19 protein-coding genes and 1 tRNA gene are annotated in these 22,972 nt (G+C 45.3%); 17 read left to right on the top strand and 3 right to left on the bottom strand.

Annotation, left to right across the window (positions count from 1 at the left end):
- Together AAAT93_RS07090 and AAAT93_RS07085 are read left to right on the top strand one after the other, a co-directional pair.
- Entirely contained in the window at positions 1 to 1,836 is a 1,836-nt protein-coding gene (locus AAAT93_RS07090) for an ATP-dependent helicase (protein ID WP_227572875.1), read from the top strand.
- A complete protein-coding gene (locus AAAT93_RS07085) occupies positions 1,818 to 2,516 on the top strand; it encodes a hypothetical protein (RefSeq protein ID WP_227572874.1) in 699 nt (232 codons plus the stop codon). The genes AAAT93_RS07090 and AAAT93_RS07085 overlap by 19 nt, the downstream gene beginning before the upstream one ends.
- Before the next feature lie 6 nt (positions 2,517 to 2,522).
- Here the strand turns inward: AAAT93_RS07085 and AAAT93_RS07080 are convergent, their stop codons facing one another.
- Positions 2,523 to 2,837 carry a DUF1292 domain-containing protein gene (locus AAAT93_RS07080; protein WP_021984293.1) on the bottom strand — a complete coding sequence of 105 codons (315 nt, stop codon included), beginning with the start codon at positions 2,835 to 2,837 and terminating at the stop codon, positions 2,523 to 2,525.
- Between the two features lie 127 nt (positions 2,838 to 2,964).
- Here AAAT93_RS07080 and AAAT93_RS07075 point away from each other — a divergent pair, with 127 nt between their 5' ends.
- The 6 genes from AAAT93_RS07075 (at position 2,965) to sigH (ending at position 9,747) form a co-directional block, all read left to right on the top strand.
- The gene (locus AAAT93_RS07075; RefSeq protein WP_227572873.1) at positions 2,965 to 4,701 is read left to right on the top strand and encodes an ABC transporter ATP-binding protein; all 1,737 of its coding nucleotides are present in this window, start codon (positions 2,965 to 2,967) and stop codon (positions 4,699 to 4,701) included.
- Complete coding sequence (locus tag AAAT93_RS07070) at positions 4,694 to 6,460, top strand: ABC transporter ATP-binding protein (RefSeq protein WP_227572872.1); 1,767 nt, start codon at positions 4,694 to 4,696, stop codon at positions 6,458 to 6,460. The genes AAAT93_RS07075 and AAAT93_RS07070 overlap by 8 nt, the downstream gene beginning before the upstream one ends.
- A gap of 79 nt (positions 6,461 to 6,539) precedes the next feature.
- A complete protein-coding gene (cysS, locus tag AAAT93_RS07065) occupies positions 6,540 to 7,949 on the top strand; it encodes a cysteine--tRNA ligase (RefSeq protein WP_021984296.1) in 1,410 nt (469 codons plus the stop codon).
- Positions 7,934 to 8,350: a Mini-ribonuclease 3 gene (locus tag AAAT93_RS07060; protein ID WP_021984297.1), complete on the top strand. Its 417-nt coding sequence runs from the start codon at positions 7,934 to 7,936 to the stop codon at positions 8,348 to 8,350. The genes cysS and AAAT93_RS07060 overlap by 16 nt, the downstream gene beginning before the upstream one ends.
- 11 nt (positions 8,351 to 8,361) lie before the next feature.
- Positions 8,362 to 9,135 (top strand): 23S rRNA (guanosine(2251)-2'-O)-methyltransferase RlmB, encoded by a 774-nt coding sequence (gene rlmB, locus AAAT93_RS07055; RefSeq protein WP_021984298.1) that lies wholly within the window; start codon positions 8,362 to 8,364, stop codon positions 9,133 to 9,135.
- An 18-nt stretch (positions 9,136 to 9,153) separates the two neighbouring features.
- Positions 9,154 to 9,747, top strand: a complete 594-nt coding sequence (gene sigH / locus AAAT93_RS07050; protein ID WP_242995402.1) for an RNA polymerase sporulation sigma factor SigH — start codon at positions 9,154 to 9,156, stop codon at positions 9,745 to 9,747.
- 49 nt (positions 9,748 to 9,796) lie between these two features.
- Here the strand turns inward: sigH and AAAT93_RS07045 are convergent.
- Positions 9,797 to 9,869: transfer RNA gene (locus AAAT93_RS07045), tRNA-Thr, on the bottom strand.
- Positions 9,870 to 10,061: 192 nt separating this feature from the next.
- On the opposite strand from AAAT93_RS07045, the gene AAAT93_RS07040 reads away from it, so the two are divergent.
- The 8 genes from AAAT93_RS07040 (at position 10,062) to groL (ending at position 20,190) form a co-directional block, all read left to right on the top strand.
- Positions 10,062 to 11,882 carry a dockerin type I domain-containing protein gene (locus AAAT93_RS07040; protein WP_021984300.1) on the top strand — a complete coding sequence of 607 codons (1,821 nt, stop codon included), beginning with the start codon at positions 10,062 to 10,064 and terminating at the stop codon, positions 11,880 to 11,882.
- Positions 11,883 to 11,921: 39 nt separating this feature from the next.
- Complete coding sequence (locus AAAT93_RS07035; protein ID WP_021984301.1) at positions 11,922 to 13,883, top strand: cadherin-like beta sandwich domain-containing protein; 1,962 nt, start codon at positions 11,922 to 11,924, stop codon at positions 13,881 to 13,883.
- A gap of 61 nt (positions 13,884 to 13,944) precedes the next feature.
- Positions 13,945 to 15,612, top strand: a complete 1,668-nt coding sequence (locus AAAT93_RS07030) for a glutamine--tRNA ligase/YqeY domain fusion protein (protein WP_021984302.1) — start codon at positions 13,945 to 13,947, stop codon at positions 15,610 to 15,612.
- 37 nt (positions 15,613 to 15,649) lie between these two features.
- Positions 15,650 to 16,519: a DUF2225 domain-containing protein gene (locus AAAT93_RS07025; protein WP_021984303.1), complete on the top strand. Its 870-nt coding sequence runs from the start codon at positions 15,650 to 15,652 to the stop codon at positions 16,517 to 16,519.
- A gap of 36 nt (positions 16,520 to 16,555) precedes the next feature.
- Positions 16,556 to 17,197, top strand: a complete 642-nt coding sequence (locus tag AAAT93_RS07020) for a hypothetical protein (RefSeq protein ID WP_227572871.1) — start codon at positions 16,556 to 16,558, stop codon at positions 17,195 to 17,197.
- Between the two features lie 96 nt (positions 17,198 to 17,293).
- Entirely contained in the window at positions 17,294 to 18,013 is a 720-nt protein-coding gene (locus AAAT93_RS07015; protein WP_118373651.1) for a DUF6062 family protein, read from the top strand.
- 184 nt (positions 18,014 to 18,197) lie between these two features.
- Positions 18,198 to 18,482, top strand: a complete 285-nt coding sequence (locus tag AAAT93_RS07010) for a co-chaperone GroES (RefSeq protein ID WP_021984306.1) — start codon at positions 18,198 to 18,200, stop codon at positions 18,480 to 18,482.
- Between the two features lie 79 nt (positions 18,483 to 18,561).
- Positions 18,562 to 20,190, top strand: coding sequence for a chaperonin GroEL (gene groL, locus AAAT93_RS07005; protein WP_021984307.1), 1,629 nt, complete (start codon positions 18,562 to 18,564; stop codon positions 20,188 to 20,190).
- A 293-nt stretch (positions 20,191 to 20,483) separates the two neighbouring features.
- Here groL and AAAT93_RS07000 read toward each other — a convergent pair whose 3' ends face one another.
- Entirely contained in the window at positions 20,484 to 21,503 is a 1,020-nt protein-coding gene (locus AAAT93_RS07000; protein WP_227572870.1) for a LysR family transcriptional regulator, read from the bottom strand.
- Between the two features lie 199 nt (positions 21,504 to 21,702).
- Here AAAT93_RS07000 and leuC point away from each other — a divergent pair, with 199 nt between their 5' ends.
- Complete coding sequence (leuC, locus tag AAAT93_RS06995; protein WP_227572869.1) at positions 21,703 to 22,965, top strand: 3-isopropylmalate dehydratase large subunit; 1,263 nt, start codon at positions 21,703 to 21,705, stop codon at positions 22,963 to 22,965.
- Positions 22,966 to 22,972 lie beyond the last annotated feature (7 nt).

The raw sequence follows: 22,972 nt of genomic DNA, 5'->3' as shown, positions 1-22,972 counted from the left end.
ATGAAATTAAACGAGGCACAATCCAAGGCGGTTTCGCATGTGGATGGACCTATGATGGTGATTGCAGGACCGGGCTCCGGGAAGACAACTGTAATTACAAAACGAATCAAGTATCTGATAGAATCTGCGGGTGTTTCACCCGCAGATATTCTTGTTATAACCTTTACACGGGCAGCCGCAGGGGAGATGCAGCAACGCTTTCGTGCGATGACACCCGGAAAGGAATATCCGGTTCGATTTGGAACCTTTCATTCCATATTTTATTGGATTTTAAAAACTGCATATGGGCAATCCATGCTGCGTGTGATTTCCGAGGAAGAAAAGCGGGGGATCATCGAGCAGATTTTACATACGATGGAGCTGAGCTACGAGAACAAGGAAGAGATTGTAAGCAGTATTGTTTCACAGGTAAGCCTTGTCAAATGCGACATGATGGATGTGGAAAATTATTACAGTAAGGATATGCCAGAACATGCATTCCGGGAATTGTACCGACGGCTGGATGCAGAGTTAAAACGCAGGAAGCTGATCGATTTTGACGATATGATGGTACTTTGCTATGAACTATTAACAGCGCGACCGGATATTTTGGATAAATGTAGAAGTTTGTTTCCATATATCATGGTAGATGAGTTTCAGGACAGCAACCGGATTCAGTATGAGATTTTTCGGATGCTGGCAAATCCACGGCAAAATGCATGTATCGTCGGAGACGATGACCAGTCCGTCTATGGATTCCGGGGCGCAAGACCAGAGATCATGCAGCAGTTTCGCAAGGATTTTTCAAGTTGTGAGATTGTGTACCTCGGAGAAAATTACCGCTCCGATTACCGGATCGTGCAGGCGGCAACGCAGGTAATTGAGAAGAACCAGACGCGATATAAGAAGCAGTTAAAAGCAGTTTCAAAAGAACCTGGGATTGTACAGATGCATACCGTGAAGGATGAGGCGGAGGAAAACGAGTGTATCATACGGCGTATTCGGGAACAGTATCAGGCTGGAATTGCATATGAAAAACAAGCGGTGCTGTACCGGACAAATTTACAGCCGCGTCGGCTTGCCTATAAGCTTAATCAATATAATATCCCATATACGTTGAGTGATGCATTGCCGAATCTGTTTGACCATTTTGCAGTGCGGTATGTGCTGGATTATATGCGGATTGCGATGGGCGATACCTCGCGGGCGACATTTTTAAGAATTATAAATAAACCGTCGCGCTATATCAGCCGGGACGCCTTGCTTGAAGATCCGGTTGATTATGATAAGCTGCGGTTTCGGCTCCGCAATAAGGAGTCCGTCGTCGAGAATCTGGATAAGATGATGGCAGATGTAAAGATGCTTCGGAAGCTGCGCCCGTATCCGGCACTCAATTTCATACGGAATTTTATCGGTTATGACACGTATATTAAGGATTACGCGGAATACCGCCAGCTTGATGCATCGGAGATGTATGAGGTTTTAGATGAATTTGGATATATGATTAAAGATATGGAAAGCTACGCGGAGCTTTTTACATTTATAGATGAATACAAAGAGCAGCTTGCGAGACAGCAGGAGAAGAACCGGATGCGGAAGGGTGTCAATCTTATGACGATGCACAGTGCGAAGGGATTGGAATTTGACACGGTGTACATTCTCGATGCAGTGGAAGAGATTACGCCGTATAAAAAGGCAAAAACGGCAGCGGAACTCGAAGAGGAACGGCGGATGTTTTATGTGGCGATGACGCGGGCAAGACATGCGCTGCATATCTATGTACCGAGAACAATCGCAGGAAAGGCAAAAGATAAGAGCCGGTTTGTGGAGGATATTACATGGCAAAAGGAATCTTAAAAAAGGGAAAACTGGTTATGGTGCTTGCGGCGATTGGAAGCTGTCTGTGCCTGATTGGCTGTGCAGCAAAGGAAGATGCAACCGAAGCGGTAAATTATGCATCGGAGGATTCTTCCCTGACGTATGCAGTACATACGGAACTGGACGGACATGCGATAGAACTTCCGCAATTTACATCGACGCATGACAGTGCGGTGATCGAAGAATTGAATCAGGACATCATGGATGGACCGGGGGCAATTTATGAGAAAGACAAAGATGGAAAAGAGATCATCCCGGAGATCCGCACAACGGAATATAGCACGAATCAGTATTTACAAGTGGTTGTACGCTATGTCGAGTATCCGCTCGTCGGCGGCTATGGAGATATTGCAAGCTACAATTATGACCGGATTCAGGATAAGAAAATTACGCTCACAGATGCACTTGTGAAGAAAGAAACGACGCTCGATGATGTGCGGCAGATGGTAATTGACAGTTGTTTACGGATGAAAAAACTGTCAGACAAAGAAACATCCATCTACGGTGTGACAGTAGATGGATTTTCATTGGATGCAAATGATAATTGTACATTTTATGGAAATGTCAATCTGTGTCTGAACGGAACGACGCAGTGGTCATACATTTACAGCTTCCAGTTTGAAACACAGACAGTGGAAATCTATGACCTTACAGAATAGAGAAGCTTACATATCTTCGTAGGCTTCGTTATCTAAAAGCTCGTCGAACGCATCGGCAACGATCTCGTATTCCTCTTCGGAATCGATCATGCCAAGTTCGACGTCGTCGCCTTCCTTCTCTGTGTAACGGTAGAGGAAGACGTCGTCTTCTTCGTAGCCTTCTATGACTTTGTCCGGAAGCAATGCGATATACTGCTGACCTTCGACTGGGAAGATGGCAATGACACTGCAATGAAGCTCTGTGCCATCATCTAACACCATGTCTACATAGTCATCGTCGTCGGTATTATCGGTTGAAAATGATCTGTTTTTATCGTCCATAGTATGAATCTCCTTTACATTTTTTTGATTTTGTATTGAAAAAGAAAAATCCTTGTCTATAATAGTTTAAGGGAATTTGTATCATAGGTCAACTATAAAATAAGGGAAAGAGAAAAAGGAAAGAAACGTGAAACAAGTATTACAATATTTCAAGAATTACAAATGGAAAGCAATTTTAGCACCATTATTCAAGATGTTAGAAGCGGCCTTTGAGCTTTTGGTACCGCTCGTTATGGCGGCAATCATTGATAATGGTATTGCAGGAAATGACAAGCCATATATTTATAAGATGGCATTTGTCATGGTTGGACTCGGCGTAATTGGACTTGGATGTTCCATCACAGCGCAGTATTTTTCAGCGAAGACGGCAATGGGAATCGGAAAGGAAATCCGGTATGATCTGTTCAAGCATATCGAGACACTTTCCTATACAGAGATCGATAAGCTCGGTAGTGCGACACTTATCACGCGTATGACGAGTGATGTCAATCAGGTACAGACAGGAATCAATATGTTCCTGCGTCTGTTTATGCGCTCCCCGTTTATTGTGTTCGGTGCAACGATCATGGCATTTACGGTCAATGCGAAGGCGTCGCGTGTGTTCTTCATTACGCTTCCGGTTCTGATTGTGATCGTATTTGGAATTATGCTTGTTTCGATTCCTTTGTATAAGAAAGTACAGAGCAAGCTTGACACAGTGACATTGAAATCCAGAGAGAATCTGTCCGGTGTGCGTGTCATCCGTGCATTTAATCAGGAGAAGAAGGAAAAGGAAGAGTTTGCTGAGGTAACGGAAGCATTGACGAGGGGACAGCTGTTCGTCGGAAAGATTTCTTCTTTCTTAAATCCACTGACCTACGCAGTCATTAACCTGTCGATTGTAGCCCTGATCTGGGGCGGTGCAAAGCAGGTAGATCTCGGTATTTTAAAGCAGGGACAAGTATATGCGCTTGTAAACTACATGTCACAGATTCTGATTGAGCTTGTGAAGCTTGCAAATCTGATTATTACAGAGACAAAGGCAGTTGCCTGTGCGAACCGTCTCGGTGCGATCTTCGAGACGACAAGCAGCCAGATATATGAGACTGCACCCGTGGAACCAGCCGGCGGTACAGCGATTCCGAAGGTGGAGTTTGTCGATGCAGGTCTCACGTATGCGGATGCAAAGGAAACTTCCATCGAGGGACTTTCCCTGAAGGTGAAACGTGGCGAAACGATCGGTATTATCGGTGGTACAGGCTCCGGTAAATCGACTCTTGTGAATCTGATTCCTCGTTTCTATGACTGCACACAGGGCAGTATTAAAATCGATGGTGTGGATGTAATGGAATATCCAAAAGAGCAGTTGATAGAAAAAATCGGTGTCGTTCCACAGAAGGCAGTGCTGTTCTCCGGAACGATCGCGGATAATATCCGCTGGGGCAAGGAAGATGCAACGAACGAGGAAATCGAGGAAGCACTTTCTATCGCACAGGCGGAGGATTTTGTGCAACAGAAGGATGGAGGAATCGGGTTTATGCTGAACCAGGGTGGTAAGAACCTGTCCGGTGGACAGAAGCAGAGACTGACGATCGCGCGTGCGCTTGTGAAGAAGCCGGAGATCCTGATTCTTGATGACAGTTCTTCCGCACTTGACTATGCGACGGATGCCGCTCTCCGGAAAGCAATCAAGGAGAAGACCGATCACACGACGGTATTCCTCGTATCGCAGCGTGCATCCTCCATCATGTATGCTGATAAGATCGTCGTTTTGGACGATGGTAAGATCGCAGGGATAGGCGATCATGATACACTGATGAAGAATTGCCCGGTATATCAGGAGATCTACGCATCCCAGAACAAGGAGGTGAAGGCAGATGTCTAAGGATAAGAAAAAGAAGCTGCAGGGCTTTGATAAAGCTGTGTTGAAGCGTGTATTGACACACATCAAGAAATACCGTATTCTGGTCATCCTTTCGTTTGTCTGTGCAATGATCACCGTTGCCTCAACCTTGTATGCACCGATTCTGACCGGTGATGCAATCGACTTGATCGTCGGAAAAGGTCTGGTTGACTTCGATGGAATCAAGGACATCATCTATACATTTGTGATGGTAACCGTTGTGACAGTGCTTTCACAGTGGTTTATGAATATTATTAACAACCATATCACATATTCCGTTGTGCGGGATATCCGTATCGAAGTATTTAATCATATGGAGGAGCTTCCGCTTTCCTATATTGATTCGCACAAGCATGGCGATATCGTGAGCCGTATCGTGTCGGATATCGACCAGTTTGCAGACGGACTTCTGATGGGATTTACACAGCTGTTCACCGGAATCGTAACGATTCTTGCAACGCTTGGATTTATGATAGCTGTAAATGTACCGATCGCGTTGGTTGTAATTGTATTGACGCCACTTTCCCTGTTTGTAGCATCGTTTATTGCGAAGCGTACCTATCATCTGTTCCACCGGCAGTCAGAGACACGTGGTGAGATCACAGCACTGGTCGACGAGATGGTCGGACAGCAGAAGATCGTGCAGGCATTTGGCTATGAGGATGATGCACTCGATCGCTTCGAGGAGATCAATAATCGTCTGGAGAAGGACAGCATGTCAGCAACGTTTTATTCGTCACTGGTCAATCCATGTACAAGATTTCTCAACAACCTTGTATATGCGGCAGTCGGTATCATCGGTGCGGTTTCCGTGATTTCGACCGGATTTACTGTTGGACAGCTTACCTGCTTCTTAAGCTACGCAAACCAGTATACGAAACCATTTAACGAGATATCGAATGTCATTACCGAGCTTCAGAATGCGATGGCATGTGCCGGACGTGTATTTGAGCTTTTAGATGAGACGCCGCAGGTACCGGAGAAGGAGCAGGCCCATGTATTAACGGATACGAAGGGTGCAATCGAGATTAAGGGCGTGAATTTCTCCTATGTAAAGGATAAGACGCTCATCACGAACCTGAATCTCTCTGTAAAGCCGGGTATGCGTGTGGCAATCGTTGGACCGACCGGATGCGGAAAGAGTACACTTATCAATCTGCTGATGCGGTTTTACGATGTGGATACCGGATCTATTTCGGTTGACGGTACAGATATCCGTGACATGACGAGAGACAGCCTGCGAGAAAACTATGGTATGGTATTGCAGGAGACATGGTTAAAGAGTGGTACGATTCGTGAGAATATTGCATACGGAAAGCCGGATGCTACCGATGAGGAGATCGTACAGGCAGCGAAGCTTGCACATTCTGACAGCTTCATCCGCCGTCTGCCACAGGGCTATGACACGGTGATCGCTGAGGATGGCGGCAATCTTTCACAGGGTCAGAAACAGCTTTTGTGTATCACACGGGTGATGCTGTTATTGCCGCCGATGCTTATATTAGATGAGGCGACTTCTTCCATTGATACACGTACGGAGATCCGGATCCAGAAGGCATTTAACCGTATGATGCAGGGCAGAACGAGCTTTATTGTTGCACACAGATTGTCAACAATCCGCGAGGCAGATGTAATCTTAGTTATGAAGGATGGAAATATCATCGAGAAGGGAAACCACGACCAGCTTATGGCACAGAATGGCTTCTACACGAATCTGTACAATTCACAGTTTGCACACTAAGCTTTTGCTTGACAAACCGCGGATTGCATGACATATTTGAAAAAGAAAAATGGAACGATCGCAGGAGGAACAAACAGGTATGAAGATTTTTAATACACTCACCAGACATAAGGATGAATTTCATCCGATCAACGAGGGCAAGGTAGGTATCTATGTCTGTGGACCAACCGTATATGACTATATTCACATCGGAAATGCAAGACCGATGATCGTGTTTGATACATTGCGCAGATATTTTGAGTACAAGGGCTATGAAGTAAACTATGTGTCAAACTTTACCGATGTCGATGACAAGATCATCAAGCGCGCGAATGAAGAAGGTGTGGATGCGTCTGTGATTTCCGAGCGCTACATCGCAGAGTGCAAGAAGGATATGGCAGCGCTTCATGTAGAAGAAGCAACGACACATCCGCAGGCAACGAAGGAAATCCCGGATATGATCGCGATGGTAGAGACGCTGATTGAGAAGGGCTATGCATACGAAGTAAATGGAACCGTATATTTCCGTACGAGAAAGTTCTCTGATTATGGTAAGCTTTCTAAGAAGAATATTGACGATCTGCGTGCCGGAAACCGTGAACTTCTTGTTTCCGGTGAGGATGAGAAGGAAGATCCGCTTGATTTTGTACTCTGGAAGCCGAAGAAGGAAGGCGAGCCATCATGGCCATCTCCTTGGGGCGATGGAAGACCAGGCTGGCATCTGGAGTGTTCGGTTATGTCGAAGAAGTATATTGGCGATGTCATTGATATTCATGCCGGTGGAGAGGATTTGATCTTCCCACATCATGAGAATGAGATCGCGCAGAGTGAGGCAGCCAATGATACAGAGTTTGCACGGTACTGGATGCACAATGGATTTTTGAAGATTAACAACGAGAAGATGTCCAAGTCACTTGGAAACTTCTTCACGGTAAGAGAGATTGGAGAAAAGTACGATCTGCAGGTCATCCGCTTCTTCATGCTTTCCGCACATTACAGAAGTCCGCTTAATTTCTCATCAGAGCTTGTGGAAAGCTCTAAGAACGGACTGGACAGAATCCGCACATCAGCATCAAAGGTAGAGGAAGCAATCAACAACAGTACAGTTGCAGATATGACCGAGGCAGAGACAAAGCTGGCAGAGGAGATTCCAGCGTTTGTGAAACGCTATGAAGATGCGATGGAAGATGACTTAAATACAGCCGATGCGATTTCTGTTATCTTTGAGCTTGTAAAATTTGCAAACACAAATGTCGAGGCTGGTGTAACAAGCAAGGCATTTGCGCAGAAGATCTATGATACGATGAAACAGCTGATGGATATTCTTGGTATTGATATCAAGGAGCAGGAGATGCTTTTAGACGAGGAGATCGAGAATCTGATCGAGGAACGTCAGGCAGCCAGAAAGGCAAAGAACTTTGCGAGAGCGGATGAAATCCGTGATCTGCTCACAGAGAAGGGAATCATTCTGGAGGATACCAGAGAAGGTGTAAGATGGAAGAGAGCGTAAAGACCGAACAGGTAAATGCATATCAGTACTCGCCACTTGCGCTTGCGTATATGGGTGACAGTATATTGGATCTGCTTGTGAAGAAATATTTTGTCACACATTCCAATATGCAGCCGCATAAGTATCATGTGGAGGTCAGCAAGATCGTTAAGGCGGTGAATCAGGCAGATTATATCGATCAGATCATGGAAGAACTGTCAGAGGATGAGCTGGATGTCTACAAGCGTGGCAGAAATACGAATACTCATTCCAAGGCGAAGAATGCCACGATGGGACAGTACCGCAAAGCAACGGGATTAGAAGCCCTGTATGGATATCTGTATCTGAAAGGGGATATGGAACGACTGCAGTATTTTGTGAATGGTATGATTAAACAGTATCTCGCGGGCAAAGAACAGTAAAGGAAAACAAAATGAGTGAGAATAAGAATATTATAAATGAACAGGAACCGCAGGACGACCATATGATTGAAGGCAGAAATGCGGTGTTAGAGGCGTTTCGTGCCGGAAAAACAATCGACAAGCTGTATATTCAGGATGGTCTGCGCGATGGCGTGATTTCATCCATCTTACGTGATGCGAAGAAAAAAGATGTGATCGTAAATTTTGTGAGCAAGGAAAAGCTTGATCAGATGTCTCCAGACCGGAAGCATCAGGGTGTGATGGCAATTACAGCGGCATTTTCATATGCGGAAGTGGATGATATCTTAGAAAAAGCAAAGGAAAAGGGCGAGGATCCGTTTATCTTTATTTTAGATGAGATTGAGGATCCGCATAACTTAGGTGCGATTATCCGTACTGCAAATCTGTGTGGGGCACATGGCGTGATCATTCCGAAGCGCCGGGCAGTCGGACTGACTGCAACGGTAGTCAAGGCTTCGGCAGGTGCAATCCACTATACACCAGTTGCCAAGGTGACAAATATTGCCAAGACAATCGAAGAACTAAAGGAAAAAGGCCTATGGTTTGCCTGCGCTGATATGGGCGGTGAGGTGATGTACCGGGCGAACCTGACCGGACCGATCGGTCTTGTGATCGGAAACGAAGGAAGCGGTGTGAGCCGCCTTGTCAAAGAAAAATGTGATTATGTTGTATCGATCCCGATGAAGGGCGATATAGATTCATTGAATGCATCCGTGGCAGCCGGCGTGCTTGCCTATGAGGTTGTGCGGCAGAGAATGCAGTAAAAATACGGAGAAGAAGCGTTGGATTATACAAAGATGGACGACAATCAAATACTTGCGCTTGGACGGGCTGGTGAGGATGAGGCAACAGAGTTCCTGTTGCAAAAGTATGGATATCTGGTCAAACGGGAAGTGCGTACAGTCTATCTGATCGGCGCGGAAACCGAGGATCTGGCGCAGGAGGGGATGATTGGGCTTTTTAAGGCAATCCGGGATTACAGCCCGGACAAGGCAGCCAGCTTTTCCACCTTTGCCAGTGTCTGTATCCGCAGACAGATTCAGAATGCAATCACAAACTCGAACCGCAAGAAGCATGTGCCGTTAAATTCCTATGTATCGTTGTATATGAACAGCGAGGAGGGTGACAACTTCATGCTGGAGGAACGTCTTTCCACAAGCCGGGAAGAAGACCCGGAGAAGCTATTGATTGCACGCGAACAGATCGAAGATCGGAATGCTCGTATCAAAAAAGAGCTTAGCAAGCTTGAACAGCAGGTGTTAAAACTGTATTTGCAGGGACTTTCCTACGAGGAGATCGCAGAACAGCTCGGAAAGACAGAGAAGTCGATTGACAATGCATTGCAGCGTATCCGTGGGAAATTATCAAGGAAATAGAATTAGACAAAAAAAGAAACTTCCTTACAAAGGAAGTTCTTTTTTTATAAGCTGGTAACGGGAATCGAACCCGTGACCTCCGCACTACCAATGCGACGCTCTACCGACTGAGCCATACCAGCTTGCTTTGTATAAAGCACAACAGAGATAATACTTTATTATTGGTTTTCTGTCAAGAGGGAATGTTGAAAACAAAAATTCAGAAAATTCTGTGAAAAATCACAAAAAAAGCCAAAAAATTACTGCAACCATCAATATATTGTGTTATACTACCCTTGTATAACTAGGCTCAAATTCAGAAAAGGTGTGGTTTGATGACAAAAAAACGATGGATAGCAACGGTAGTGGCAATCTGCATGGTTGTTCTGCTTTTTCAATATATACCCGTTTTGCATGCGTCAGCAGCAACGGAAGGTTCTATAAAATCTGGTGTAACTGGGGTTTATTTTCGTGAGACACCCGGTGGTACGCCGATAAAAGATTCCAATGGAAATACAATTTATTTAAATGGTGGACAGGCACTGACGATACAGGATACATCCAATTCCAGCTGGTATAAGGTAACGCTCACCTATAATGGGGGCAGCTATACTGGATATGTGAGTTCCCAATACGTGGTGGCTGGTGCAGCACCGACGCCTTCGACACCGAGTGGGGATGCTGATTTTGAGGCAAAGCTTTCGGCGCAGGGGTTCCCGGACAGCTATAAGCCTTATTTGCGCGCTATCCATGAGAAATACCCAAACTGGGAATTTCGGGCGGTTCAGACCGGAGTGGATTGGAATACACTTGTAGCTAATGAGGTATCCAAATCCGGACAGGTCAAGAATCTGATCTATGGAACAAGCTCGTATCCGCATTATAACTGGAGATCGACGACAATCGGTTATAACATTGCAACGGACACATGGAGTTCCTTCGATGGAAAGACATGGTTTGCGGCATCGGATGAACTGGTTGCTTATTATATGGACCCACGTACATACTTGTATGAAAATTATATTTTTGCATTTGAGAGCCTGTCTTATCAGCAGGGCGTACAGAATGAGACTGGTGTGGAAGCGATTTTGAAGGGGACCTTTATGTCGCAGACAAAACCGGCAGGTGACAGCCGCACCTATGCACAGATCATTATGGAGGCAGCGGCACAGTCCGGTGTCAGCCCATATCATATTGCGAGCCGTATCCGTCTGGAGATGGGTTCTAAGATTGGAACTGCATGTTCTGGAACGAATTCCTCATATCCGGGCATTTATAACTTCTACAACATTGGAGCATTTGACACGCCAAATGGCAATGCAGCGGTAAAGGGCTTGCAATGGGCGGCCGGAAGCGGTTCATATGGACGTCCGTGGAACACCGCAGCAAAGTCTATCATTGGCGGTGCACAGTATCTCGGTGCATCGTATATCAATGTCAGACAGAATACGTTATATACACAGAAATTTAACGTGACAAACAAGAGCAGTCTGTTCAGTCATCAGTACATGACGAATATCCAGTCACCGGCAACGGAGTGTCTGACAAGCTACAATGCATATAAAAACAATAATCTGCTCAATTCTTCGATGATGTTTGAGATTCCGGTTTATTCCAGCCTGCCGTCACAGGCAGTTTCAAAACCTGCGGATTCCGGAAATCCCAATAATTGGCTCAAAACGCTTTCCATTGCGGGATACGGACTGACACCGTCCTATGCGGTGAACAATACGACGGATTATTCTCTGATCGTGTCCGCTTCCGTAGATAAGATCAATATCACAGCGACACCGGTGAATAAGAATGCACGTGTGAGCGGCGCAGGAACGGTGAGTCTGTCACAGGGAACAAACGTGATCAGCCTTGTGGTAACGGCGCAGAGTGGTGCGACCAGAACCTATAAATTAACAGTCGTGCGGGGCACGGCAACGAACAACCCGACGACACCGTCTGCGGGTGGCAAGAAGGGCGACCTGAACGGTGATGGCAAGATCACGGCTTTGGATATTGTCAAGCTGCAGCGTCTGATCGTTGGTCTGGACGCGTTAAACAGTGATGTGCTTGCAATCGCGGATATCAATGGAGATGGAAAAGTAACCGCGTTGGATATCGTCAAGATACAGCGGCATATTGTTGGATTGGAGACAATCCAGTAACATACATGAGAAACGACAGGAAAAAGCAGGAGGACTATCATGAAACAATTTTTGAAACGTGGACTGGCAATTTTAACGGCATTCATTTTATGCCTGCAATTTGGAAAGATTGATGCACAGGCGGCAAATGTAGTGATTGCATTGAGCGCAAGCACCGTGAGCGTGGGAAATAACGTTACTGCAACGATATCCGTCAGTGGCTCGGATATTTCCGCATACACGATCTATGTGTCCTACAATTCGAGCGTGCTGCAATATAATTCCGCAAGTGGAAGCGCCATCGTCAATGGCGGCGGCGGAACGGTAACGGCAAGTGGAACCTCTGCGGGTTCGTTTTCGATTTCCTTTACAGCCATTGCAAATGGTAGCGGAAGTATCACAACAAGCGGAAGTGATGTTTATGATATCAACGGCAATGCCATATCAATCTCCCATGCAGGTGCAACGGTAACGGTTGCAACCGCATCGAACAATGGAGATACCAATAATGGAAATGCAACAACAGAGGCCGGAGAGACAACTGAGACGACAGAGGATGATGGCAGATCGGCAGATTGCGATCTGGCAAGTCTGCAGGTATCTCCGGGTACATTGACACCTGCATTTTCCGCAGACCGTACGACATACTCGTTACAGGTGGATGAGGATGTTACAAGTGTGGTTGTCAGTGCATCTGCTGCAGATGGCAACGCGACAACAAGTGTCTCTGGTGCCAATTCAATCCAGAAAGGAAAGAACACTGTACGGGTAACCGTTACTGCGGAAAATGGTGCGGTTAAGGTTTATACGATCAATGTACAGGCGGGCGAGGATGTCGGAGATCCGGTTGCGACGATCGATGGAAAAGAATATTCATTTGTGATGAACGAGGATGGTCTGGAAGCACCGGAAGGCTTTACTGCCGGTACGACAACTTATAAGGACTGGGATGTACTTTCTTACGAGTCCCCAAATAAGAAGATCACAGTGGTATGTCTGAAAGACGAGGATGGCGAGAACCACTGGTTTATTATGGATGCGGAAAAGGATGTATTTACTCCATATCAGGAGTATTCTTCTCAGTATAACCGTTATATTATAACTGCAGTTCCAGATGGTGTTGCAATTCCGGATGGATTTAAGGAGACGACTTTGAAGATTGGAGACAATTCGGTCGTTGCTTATCAGTCTGATGATATTGCAGATAAGGATTTGTATCTTGTTTATGCGATCAATGTTGAGGGCGAGGAAGGCTTTTATGAGTACGATGCAAAGGAACAGGCATTTTTACGCTATGTACCGATGATCGTGTCAGAGGAAGTACTGGTTCCGGCAACCCCGACTGTGGCAACGCCAAGTGCACCGGTGGAAGTTCCGACAGAGAAGAGTCCGTTCACAAATCCACTTGTGATTGGAATTATGGTTGGAGCTGCTGTGATTATCGTAATTCTGGTCGTATGTCTTGTAATCTTTGCAGGACGGATCAATAAGCAGAACAAAGAGATGCTGGATGCGGAAGATATGATCGCCCAGCTTGCCAATGCAAATAAAGATGTGAATCCAGAGCTTTTGCAGAAACTTGGATTGGATAAGCCAGAGGTTTCCGAGGAGTTGGAAGCACCGCAGGCAGAAACGGCGGATGAGAAACTGGCAGATGCCGTAATCGATGGAAGTACAGGCAGTGAGATTCCAACGGTACAGGAAGCAGAGAAGCTGGCAGATCCATCCGATCTGGAGCAGACATCCGAGATTCCGAAGGTAGACAGCTCGATTCTTACACCAGAGGTAAATGCACTGGTAGAGGAAGTCAATCGTGATTTCCAGACAAGCATGGGTGGTGGCGAAGCCTATGTGGAGAAATCAGAAAAAGAACTCGCGCACGAGGATTATGAGAAGCGTTCCATGGAAATCAATAACAAGATCATGACAAATTATGATTCCCAGATGGACAGCGTATTTGCAGATGGTACACAAAACAGCGCGGCACCGGATGCGTCTGCACCGACAGACACGAAAGAGTAAATTGACGAAATGCATATACAATGCTATGATAGAGAAATACTAGAAAAAAAGGAGTACGTCCATGGAAGGTGAAGCAACAGTTTCAAAGAATTTTATTGAACAGGAGATAGATAAAGATCTGGCAGAAGGAAGATATACAGAGGTTGTAACCCGTTTTCCACCAGAACCAAACGGATATCTGCATATCGGACATGCCAAATCAATTCTGTTAAACTATGGTCTTGCCAAGGAGTATGGCGGAACATTCCATTTCCGGTTTGATGATACGAACCCGACAAAGGAAAAGACAGAATATGTGCAATCCATCATTGATGATATCAAGTGGCTGGGCGCTGATTATGGAGATAAGATTTATTTCGCATCGAATTATTTTGATGCAATGTACGAAGCAGCAATCAAGCTGATCAAGAAAGGAAAAGCCTATGTCTGCGATCTGTCTGCAGACGAGATCCGCGAGTATCGTGGAACACTGAAGGAACCGGGCAAGAACAGCCCATACCGTGACAGAAGCGTAGAGGAAAACCTGAAATTATTTGAGGGTATGAAGAACGGAGAATATCCGGATGGAAGCAAGGTATTGCGTGCGAAGATTGATATGGCAAGTCCGAATATCAATATGCGTGATCCGGTTATCTATCGTATTGCACGTATGACACATCACAATACCGGTGATAAGTGGTGCATCTATCCGATGTATGATTTTGCACATCCGATCGAGGATGCCGAGGAGGGAATTACCCATTCTATCTGTACATTGGAGTTTGAGGATCACAGACCACTCTATGACTGGGTTGTACGGGAACTGGAATACAAGAACCCACCGAGACAGATTGAGTTCTCCAAGCTGTATCTGACCAATGTTGTGACTGGAAAGCGTTATATCAAGAAGCTGGTAGAAGATGGCATCGTAGATGGCTGGGATGATCCAAGACTGGTTTCAATTGCTGCACTTCGGAGACGTGGATTTACAAGAGAATCCATCAAGATGTTTATGGAGCTGGTTGGTGTATCAAAGTCACAGAGCTCTGCGGATTATGCAATGCTTGAGTATTGTATCCGTGAGGACCTGCGTCTGAAGGCAAACCGTATGATGGCGGTATTAGATCCAATCAAGCTCATTATTGATAACTATCCGGAAGGTCAGGTCGAATATTTTGATATCGATAACAATCAGGAGGATGAATCTGCTGGCAAGCGTCAGGTTGCATTCTCAAGAGAGTTATATATTGAACGCGAAGACTTTATGGAGGAGCCGCCGAAGAAGTATTTTCGGTTGTTCCCTGGAAATGAAGTGCGCTTAAAGGGTGCTTATTTCGTAAAGTGCGTGGATTACAAGAAGGATGAAAATGGAGTTGTAACGGAGATCCACTGTACCTATGATCCGGAGACCAGAAGTGGTTCCGGTTTTGAGGGCAGAAAGGTCAAAGGAACAATCCACTGGGTATCTGCAGAAAGTGCAGTGGATGCAGAGGTTCGTCTGTACGAGAATATTGTGGATGAAGAAAAGGGAAAACTCAATGAAGATGGTACCCTGAACTACAATCCAAATTCTTTGACAGTTTTAAAGAATTGTAAGCTTGAGGCAGCATTGGGAGAGGCTGTCAAGGGTGATAAGTTCCAGTTCCTGCGTCATGGATATTTCTGTGTGGACGAGAAAGATACGACAGAAGATCATTTGGTATTTAACCGGATTGTCTCATTAAAGAGTTCATACAAGCCGGGCAAATAAGAGAAGTAACAGGGGTGTTAGGCAGAGGAGGATTGAGATGGGCATTTTTTCCACAATCGGAAATCTTGGCCTTGGTGATTTTGACGAATCAAAGATATTAGATAATGATTCCGGAGCAGCCGCACGCCGCGGGGCAGCGGAACAAAAGGAGACAAAGTCACCGGAGGAGCTGGAGAAAGAAGCACTGTTTGATAAGACTTATGAATGCCCGATTTGTAATCTGACATTTAAGACGAAATGCGTGCGAGCTGGAAAGGTCCGGCTGGAAAGCAAAGATACGGATCTTCGACCGATTTATAATCATATAGATCCAATCAAGTATGATGTGATTACCTGCGAGAAGTGTGGATATTCTGCGCTTGGCAGATATTTTGGCAAGCTGATGAACCGGCAGATCCGGGATATCAGCGAACAGATCGGTTCGAAGTTCAATGGTATAGAGCCAGCAATCCAGAAGGATATCTTTACATATGATGACGCGATCACGCGCTACCAGTTGGCGCTGATCACAGCAATGGTGAAAAAAGCGAAAAACAGTGAACGGGCATATACCTGTCTGAAATATGCATGGGTACTGCGTGGAAAACGGCAGTATCTGGCAGCGAGACCGGAAGGTATCACACTGGAGGAAAATCGCTCCCTGTATATGGATGAAAGAGAATGTTTAAAAAATGCGTATGAGGGATTTTTGAAAGCAATTTCATCAGAGACTTTCCCGATTGCGGGAATGGATGAAAATACACTGAATTATCTACTTGCAGATCTGGCACGCAGGCTTGGAAAGAACGAAGATGCACTTCGCCTGCTGTCAATGGTGATTACTTCGCGGTCGGCATCTTCCCGTATGAAGGATGAGGCGCTGAGGCTGAAGGATATGATTCGAGAGAGTATTAAGAACAATAAATGAGATGGAGCATAATCTGTAATAACAGATTGATTTAGTATGGATGCAAATAATATTATGACAGGCATTCCTTTGCACGTGTATGAACCAGAAGAGGAAGATTACAGTGTTTATATTGTGTTGTCCAAGACACAGACACTTCCGTCACGTGTGATCAAGCTATGGACGCGGGAGCCATATGCGCATACATCACTGGCGATGGATGTGGAACTAAAGGAAATGTATAGCTTCGCAAGAAAGCACTTACATAATCCGTTTGACTGCGGATTTATCAATGAGGATATCACGACGGGGGTATTTGGGCGTGATGTCCAGACAACATGCAGAATCGGGAGACTGCGTGTGACCAAACAACAGTATGAAAAGATCATGGAAATACTGGAACAATTTAAGAGTGAAAAAGTATTTTATCGATATAATTATCTTGGAATTTTAGGTGTGATGTGCCAGAGATCGGTGGAACGGCGATACAATTATTTCTGTTCACAGTTTGTGTCGTATGTTCTGCGTAAGGCGGGAATTTCACTGATTATGAAGAAACCGGGATTGACCTGCCCGCGTGATTTTCGGATGTGTGATGATCTGGAAATCATCTATGAAGGGAAATTACGTAATTACAGGAATTATCTGAAACTGTATTTCCTGCGGGATGCAGAGACAGGAGATTATATTGTAAACTAAGTAAAGAGAGCACAACGGGATCGCTGTGCTCTCTTTTGCGCAATAAGATGGGAAATTTCCGTCTGAATGAGATACAAGAAAAGGGAGGAACAAAAAATGGAAGAACAGTTGTATACGATTCCGGTGAATGACGCATTTACGACGGACTGTGAATGTCCAATCTGCGAGATGAACCGGCAATTGGAGCGGAATGCAATCGATTACACGATGGGACCAAGCTATATGGAGGATGATAACCGTGCGATGACAGACGAGCAGGGCTTTTGTGCGCACCATGTACGGATGCTTTATGCAGAGAAGAACCGGCTGGGGCTTGCCTTGATGTTAAAGACACATACGGATAAGACAATCCGGGATCTGAAAGCGCTCAGTACAGGGAAACCAGTTGTATCGGGAGGACTTTTTAAGAAGCAGGCAAGCTCTTCGGTCAGTGATTATATCAAACGGCTGGAGGATTCGTGTTTCATCTGTAACCGGATGAAAGAGACGTCCATGCGGTATATTGATACGATCTTTCATCTGTGGAAGAAGGAGCCGGAGTTCCGTAAGAAGTTTGCAAACTGCAAGGGCTTTTGTACCTATCATTATGGAATCCTGTATGATGAGGGCAGTGTGAAGCTTCCGAAGGATGCCTATGCGGAGTTTCAGGAGATTTTGAACAAGACATATTTTGCGGGTATGGAGCGTGTAAATGGTGATATCGGCTGGTTTATTGATAAGTTTGATTACCGGTTTAAGGACGAGCCGTGGAAGAATGCGAAGGATTCGCTGCCACGGGGCATCATCAAGACGAACCATACGATCATAGAATCCTAACGGAATAGCATAAAAACAGGATAGGAATCATACATTATATACAGGCTGTCCGGCAAATTGTGTCCATTTGGTTAAATTTACAAATTAGGGGTTGATTTTTTCAGAAAAATGAGTACAATAAGAATTATGTTAGCACTCAATCAATATGAGTGCTAAAAGTAAAAATTAGGAGGTCGGGTATATTATGAAGTTAACACCGTTAGGAGACAGAGTTGTATTAAAGCAGTCCGTTGCAGAAGAGACGACAAAATCAGGTATCGTTCTTCCAACACAGTCACAGGAAAAACCACAGTATGCAGAGGTCGTTGAAGTTGGCCCTGGCGCTGTCGTAGATGGCGAGAAGGTTCCAATGGAAGTCAAGGCTGGCGATAAAGTAATCTATTCAAGATATGCAGGAACAGAAGTAAAGCTTGGAGATGATGAGTACATCATTGTAAAGCAGGCAGATATTCTTGCAATCGTTCAGTAGCAGGTAAGGCAGTATGGGTACAAAGAAAGTATTGCCGTTATCATTAGAAGATGCGAAAAAAACTAGGAGGCGTAATACAATGGCAAAGGAAATTAAGTATGGAGCAGAAGCCAGAAAGGCTTTGGAAGCAGGCGTAAACCAGCTTGCAGATACAGTTAGCGTAACACTTGGACCAAAAGGAAGAAATGTAGTTCTTGCAAAGTCATTTGGTTCACCACTCATCACAAATGATGGTGTGACAATTGCAAAGGAGATTTCTCTGGAAGATCCATTTGAGGATATGGGTGCACAGATCGTAAAGGAAGTTGCAACCAAGACAAATGATGTTGCCGGTGATGGTACAACAACAGCAACCGTTCTGGCGCAGGCAATGATCAACGAAGGTATGAAGAACTTAGCAGCAGGAGCAAACCCAATCGTACTTCGTAAAGGTATGAAGAAGGCTTGTGATGCAGCCGTTGATGCAATCTCAGAGATGAGCGAGTCTATCAATGGTAAGGAGCAGATCGCAAGAGTAGCTTCGATCTCTGCTGGTGATGATGGTGTCGGCGAACTCGTTGCAGATGCAATGGAGAAGGTTTCCAAGGACGGCGTTATCACAATCGAAGAGTCTAAGACAATGAAGACTGAGCTTGACTTAGTAGAAGGTATGCAGTTTGACCGTGGTTATGTAAGTGCTTACATGGCAACGGATATGGAGAAGATGGTTGCAGAGCTGGATAACCCATATATCCTGATCACAGATAAGAAGATTTCAAACATTCAGGATATTCTTCCACTTCTGGAGCAGATCGTACAGGGTGGACAGAAGCTTTTGATCATCGCTGAGGATATCGAGGGCGAGGCTCTTACAACATTGATCGTAAATAAGCTGCGTGGTACATTCTCAGTCGTAGGTGTAAAGGCACCTGGCTATGGTGACAGAAGAAAAGAGATGCTGCAGGATATCGCAATCCTGACAGGTGGTACAGTGATCTCTGAGGAGCTTGGCTATGATTTGAAGGAGACAACTCTGGATCAGCTTGGACGTGCAAAGAGCGTCAAGGTTGCCAAGGAGAATACAGTTATCGTTGATGGTTGTGGTGCAAAGGCAGATATCGAGGCAAGAGTTAATGTGATTAAGGCACAGCTTGCTGAGACAACATCTGAGTTCGATAAGGAGAAACTGCAGGAGAGACTGGCAAAGCTTGCTGGTGGTGTCGCAGTTATCCGTGTTGGTGCTGCAACTGAGACAGAGATGAAGGAAGCAAAGCTTCGTCTGGAAGATGCTTTGAACGCTACAAGAGCAGCCGTAGAAGAGGGTATCATCGCAGGTGGTGGATCTGCATATATCCATGCTTCTAAGAAGCTGAATGCTCTGATCGATACATTGGAAGGTGACGAGAAGACTGGTGCAACAATCATTGCAAAGGCATTGACAGCTCCACTTGCTCATATCGCAGCCAATGCAGGTCTTGAAGGCGCAGTTATCATCAACAAGATCAAAGAGTCTGAGGTTGGTGTTGGATTTGATGCTTACAAGGAAGAGTATGTAAATATGATCGAAGCAGGTATTATCGATCCTGTAAAGGTAACAAGAACAGCATTGCAGAACGCAACATCTGTTGCTTCTACATTCCTTACAACAGAGTCTGTTGTTGCAGACATCAAGGAAGATGCTCCAGCTATGCCAGCAGGTGGCATGGGCGGCGGCATGGGAATGATGTAATAACCTGAGCAACGCAGAAATAGAAAAAGACAGCCATGCGTGGTTCTGCTCGCAGAAAACCACACATGGCTGTCTTTTTCTGTTTCTATGGTGCGAAGCACCATAGCCGGCAAGATGCGAAGCATCTTGCGGCTGATTGCTCAGGTAATTACAAGTAGCGTTGCTCAGCTTATTATTCTGTGCGTAGCACTACAGCCGGCAAGTCGCGAAGCGACTTGTGGCTGCGTGCTTAGGTTATTATATTTGCATCTTGCGGCTGATTGCTCAGGTAATCACAAGTAGCGCTGCTCAGTTTATCCCCACATCCCCAGAAACTTCCTTAACACCTCTGACTTCTCCCGGCTCTTCGGGTACACGAACCCGACAGTACGCTCCGCAACCGGGTGGGAGATCGGAAGCTCTAAGATCTGCCCGGAAGCCAGATAGTCCGTCGCAAACTCCCGTACGACACTGGCAACACCCATACCGATAGCTGCAAAATCAATGAGTAGATCCATATTATTTACTTCGAGGATCTGCTGTGGATGGATGCCTTCGGACTCCAGATAATCATCGATATGTGTACGGGTGATATTATTCTTCTCCAGCAACATGAGATTGGATTTCTCCAAAATATCTTTCATGGCAAACCCCGATTTATCTGCCGCAGACACAGGAGCTATCGGAGATAAATCGGGAACGTCCTCATCCAGATTTCCCATAATACCGGTCAGATTTCCGGCGAAGAGCCACGGGTTTGTCGGTTCCTGTGCAAACTCTTCCTGTTCCCGCAGGTGCAGGTTGGAGAGATACGTTTCATTTACGACGAAGATGTCATGAATCGTGCTGACATCCTGATATTCAAAACCGGCAGGAATATCCGTCTTGCAGATTAGTCCGATATCAATACGTCCGTCATTTAGAAGCTTCAGGGTGTTTACTGTGGAATGACAGTCGATGATAACCTTGATGTGTGGATTTTCCAAGATGAAGGTCTGCAGCTTGTCCAGTAAGATGTGCTTGCAAAGCGAGGTGCTGACACCGATCTTTAATTGTCCGATACCAAGCTCGTGGATATGCCGGATTTCATCCTCGCCTTGTGAGATATTTGAGAATGCTTTCTCGATATGGTTGTATAGAACCTGTCCCTCATCAGTCAGCGTCACACCCTTGGAAGAGCGCAGAAAGAGCTTCACATGCAGTCCGTCTTCAAGCTTGGAGATCGCCTTTGAGATCGCAGGCTGGCTGATAAACAGCATATCGGCGGCTTTGCTGATATTTCCGGTATTGGCAACCGTATAAAAAACTCTGTAATAATTCAGATTATCAAACATAATATCCCCTCGTTTCCTTATATAGCAATTCGCGTTTCAAAATTATATTCTTATTATCCTATAAATAGTAGTTTGATTAAATATATCATATCCAAACCATAACTACAAGTTATAAATAATATTCATATTATATATTGTAATTATAGAAAGAAATATGGTATGATTCTACTATTATAAGCAGAATCAGGAGGAAATGATTATGGGTATGACCATGACGCAGAAAATACTTGCGAAACATGCAGGTCTTGCAAGTGTGGAAGCAGGACAGTTGATTGAGGCAGGTTTGGATTTAGTGCTTGGTAACGATGTCACAACACCAGTTGCCATTCACGAGATGGAAAAGTTTAATAAGAAGGAAGTGTTTGATAAGAGCAAGATTGCACTTGTTATGGATCACTTTACACCGAATAAAGATATTAAGAGTGCAGAGCATTGCAAATGTGTACGTGAGTTTTCAGGCGAGAATGAGATCGTGAACTTCTTTGATGTCGGAGAGATGGGAATCGAGCATGCACTTCTTCCGGAAAAAGGACTGATCGTTGCAGGCGAGACATGTATCGGAGCCGATTCACATACATGTACTTACGGTGCCCTTGGTGCATTCTCCACAGGTGTCGGAAGTACAGATATGGCAGCCGGTATGGTGACAGGTAAGGCATGGTTCAAGGTGCCATCTGCAATCAAGTTTAATATCGTAGGCGAGAAAGCACCATATATCAGTGGTAAGGATGTAATCCTTCATATCATTGGTATGATCGGTGTAGATGGTGCACTCTATAAGTCTATGGAGTTTGTTGGTGAGGGTATCAAGAACCTGACAATGGACGACCGTTTCACAATTGCGAACATGGCAATCGAGGCAGGTGCAAAGAATGGTATCTTCCCAGTGGATGAGCAGACAGAAGCTTACATGAAGGAGCATTCGACAAAGGCATATACAAAGTACGAGGCAGACGCTGATGCAGTCTATGATGAGGAATATACGATTGATCTTTCAACCTTGAAGCCAACCGTTGCATTCCCACATCTTCCAGAGAATACAAAGACCATCGACGAAGTTGGCGATATCAAGATCAATCAGGTAGTCATCGGTTCCTGCACAAACGGAAGAATCTCTGATATGCGTATTGCAGCCGATATCATCAAGGGCAGACATGTGGCAAAGGGTGTGCGTGTCATCGTGATCCCTGGCACACAGGAGGTTTATTTACAGATGCTCGAGGAAGGTCTGACAAAGGCATTTATCGAGGCAGGTGCGATCGTATCAACTCCAACCTGTGGACCATGTCTGGGCGGACATATGGGTGTTATGGCAGCTGGCGAGAGAGCTGTATCCACAACCAACCGTAACTTCGTTGGACGTATGGGACACGTAGATTCAGAGGTATATCTGGCAAGCCCTGCAGTTGCAGCAGCTTCCGCGATTACAGGTAAGATCAGCAGCCCGGCAGAATTGGCATAAGGAGGAA

This window comes from Coprococcus hominis (ex Arizal et al. 2022) (assembly GCF_040094675.1).
GTDB classification, from domain to species: domain Bacteria; phylum Bacillota; class Clostridia; order Lachnospirales; family Lachnospiraceae; genus Coprococcus_C; species Coprococcus_C hominis.
This window is presented reverse-complemented; position numbering and strand designations above follow the sequence as displayed.

Bases quoted from the DNA above. Each gene is read 5' to 3' on its own strand.
- AAAT93_RS07090 (WP_227572875.1), top strand. From the start codon at position 1: ATGAAATTAAACGAGGCACAATCCAAGGCGGTTTCGCATGTGGATGGA.
- AAAT93_RS07085 (WP_227572874.1), top strand. From the start codon at position 1,818: ATGGCAAAAGGAATCTTAAAAAAGGGAAAACTGGTTATGGTGCTTGCG.
- AAAT93_RS07080 (WP_021984293.1), bottom strand. From the start codon at position 2,837: ATGGACGATAAAAACAGATCATTTTCAACCGATAATACCGACGACGAT.
- AAAT93_RS07070 (WP_227572872.1), top strand. From the start codon at position 4,694: ATGTCTAAGGATAAGAAAAAGAAGCTGCAGGGCTTTGATAAAGCTGTG.
- cysS (WP_021984296.1), top strand. From the start codon at position 6,540: ATGAAGATTTTTAATACACTCACCAGACATAAGGATGAATTTCATCCG.
- AAAT93_RS07060 (WP_021984297.1), top strand. From the start codon at position 7,934: ATGGAAGAGAGCGTAAAGACCGAACAGGTAAATGCATATCAGTACTCG.
- rlmB (WP_021984298.1), top strand. From the start codon at position 8,362: ATGAGTGAGAATAAGAATATTATAAATGAACAGGAACCGCAGGACGAC.
- AAAT93_RS07040 (WP_021984300.1), top strand. From the start codon at position 10,062: ATGACAAAAAAACGATGGATAGCAACGGTAGTGGCAATCTGCATGGTT.
- AAAT93_RS07035 (WP_021984301.1), top strand. From the start codon at position 11,922: ATGAAACAATTTTTGAAACGTGGACTGGCAATTTTAACGGCATTCATT.
- AAAT93_RS07030 (WP_021984302.1), top strand. From the start codon at position 13,945: ATGGAAGGTGAAGCAACAGTTTCAAAGAATTTTATTGAACAGGAGATA.
- AAAT93_RS07025 (WP_021984303.1), top strand. From the start codon at position 15,650: ATGGGCATTTTTTCCACAATCGGAAATCTTGGCCTTGGTGATTTTGAC.
- AAAT93_RS07020 (WP_227572871.1), top strand. From the start codon at position 16,556: ATGGATGCAAATAATATTATGACAGGCATTCCTTTGCACGTGTATGAA.
- AAAT93_RS07015 (WP_118373651.1), top strand. From the start codon at position 17,294: ATGGAAGAACAGTTGTATACGATTCCGGTGAATGACGCATTTACGACG.
- AAAT93_RS07010 (WP_021984306.1), top strand. From the start codon at position 18,198: ATGAAGTTAACACCGTTAGGAGACAGAGTTGTATTAAAGCAGTCCGTT.
- groL (WP_021984307.1), top strand. From the start codon at position 18,562: ATGGCAAAGGAAATTAAGTATGGAGCAGAAGCCAGAAAGGCTTTGGAA.
- AAAT93_RS07000 (WP_227572870.1), bottom strand. From the start codon at position 21,503: ATGTTTGATAATCTGAATTATTACAGAGTTTTTTATACGGTTGCCAAT.
- leuC (WP_227572869.1), top strand. From the start codon at position 21,703: ATGGGTATGACCATGACGCAGAAAATACTTGCGAAACATGCAGGTCTT.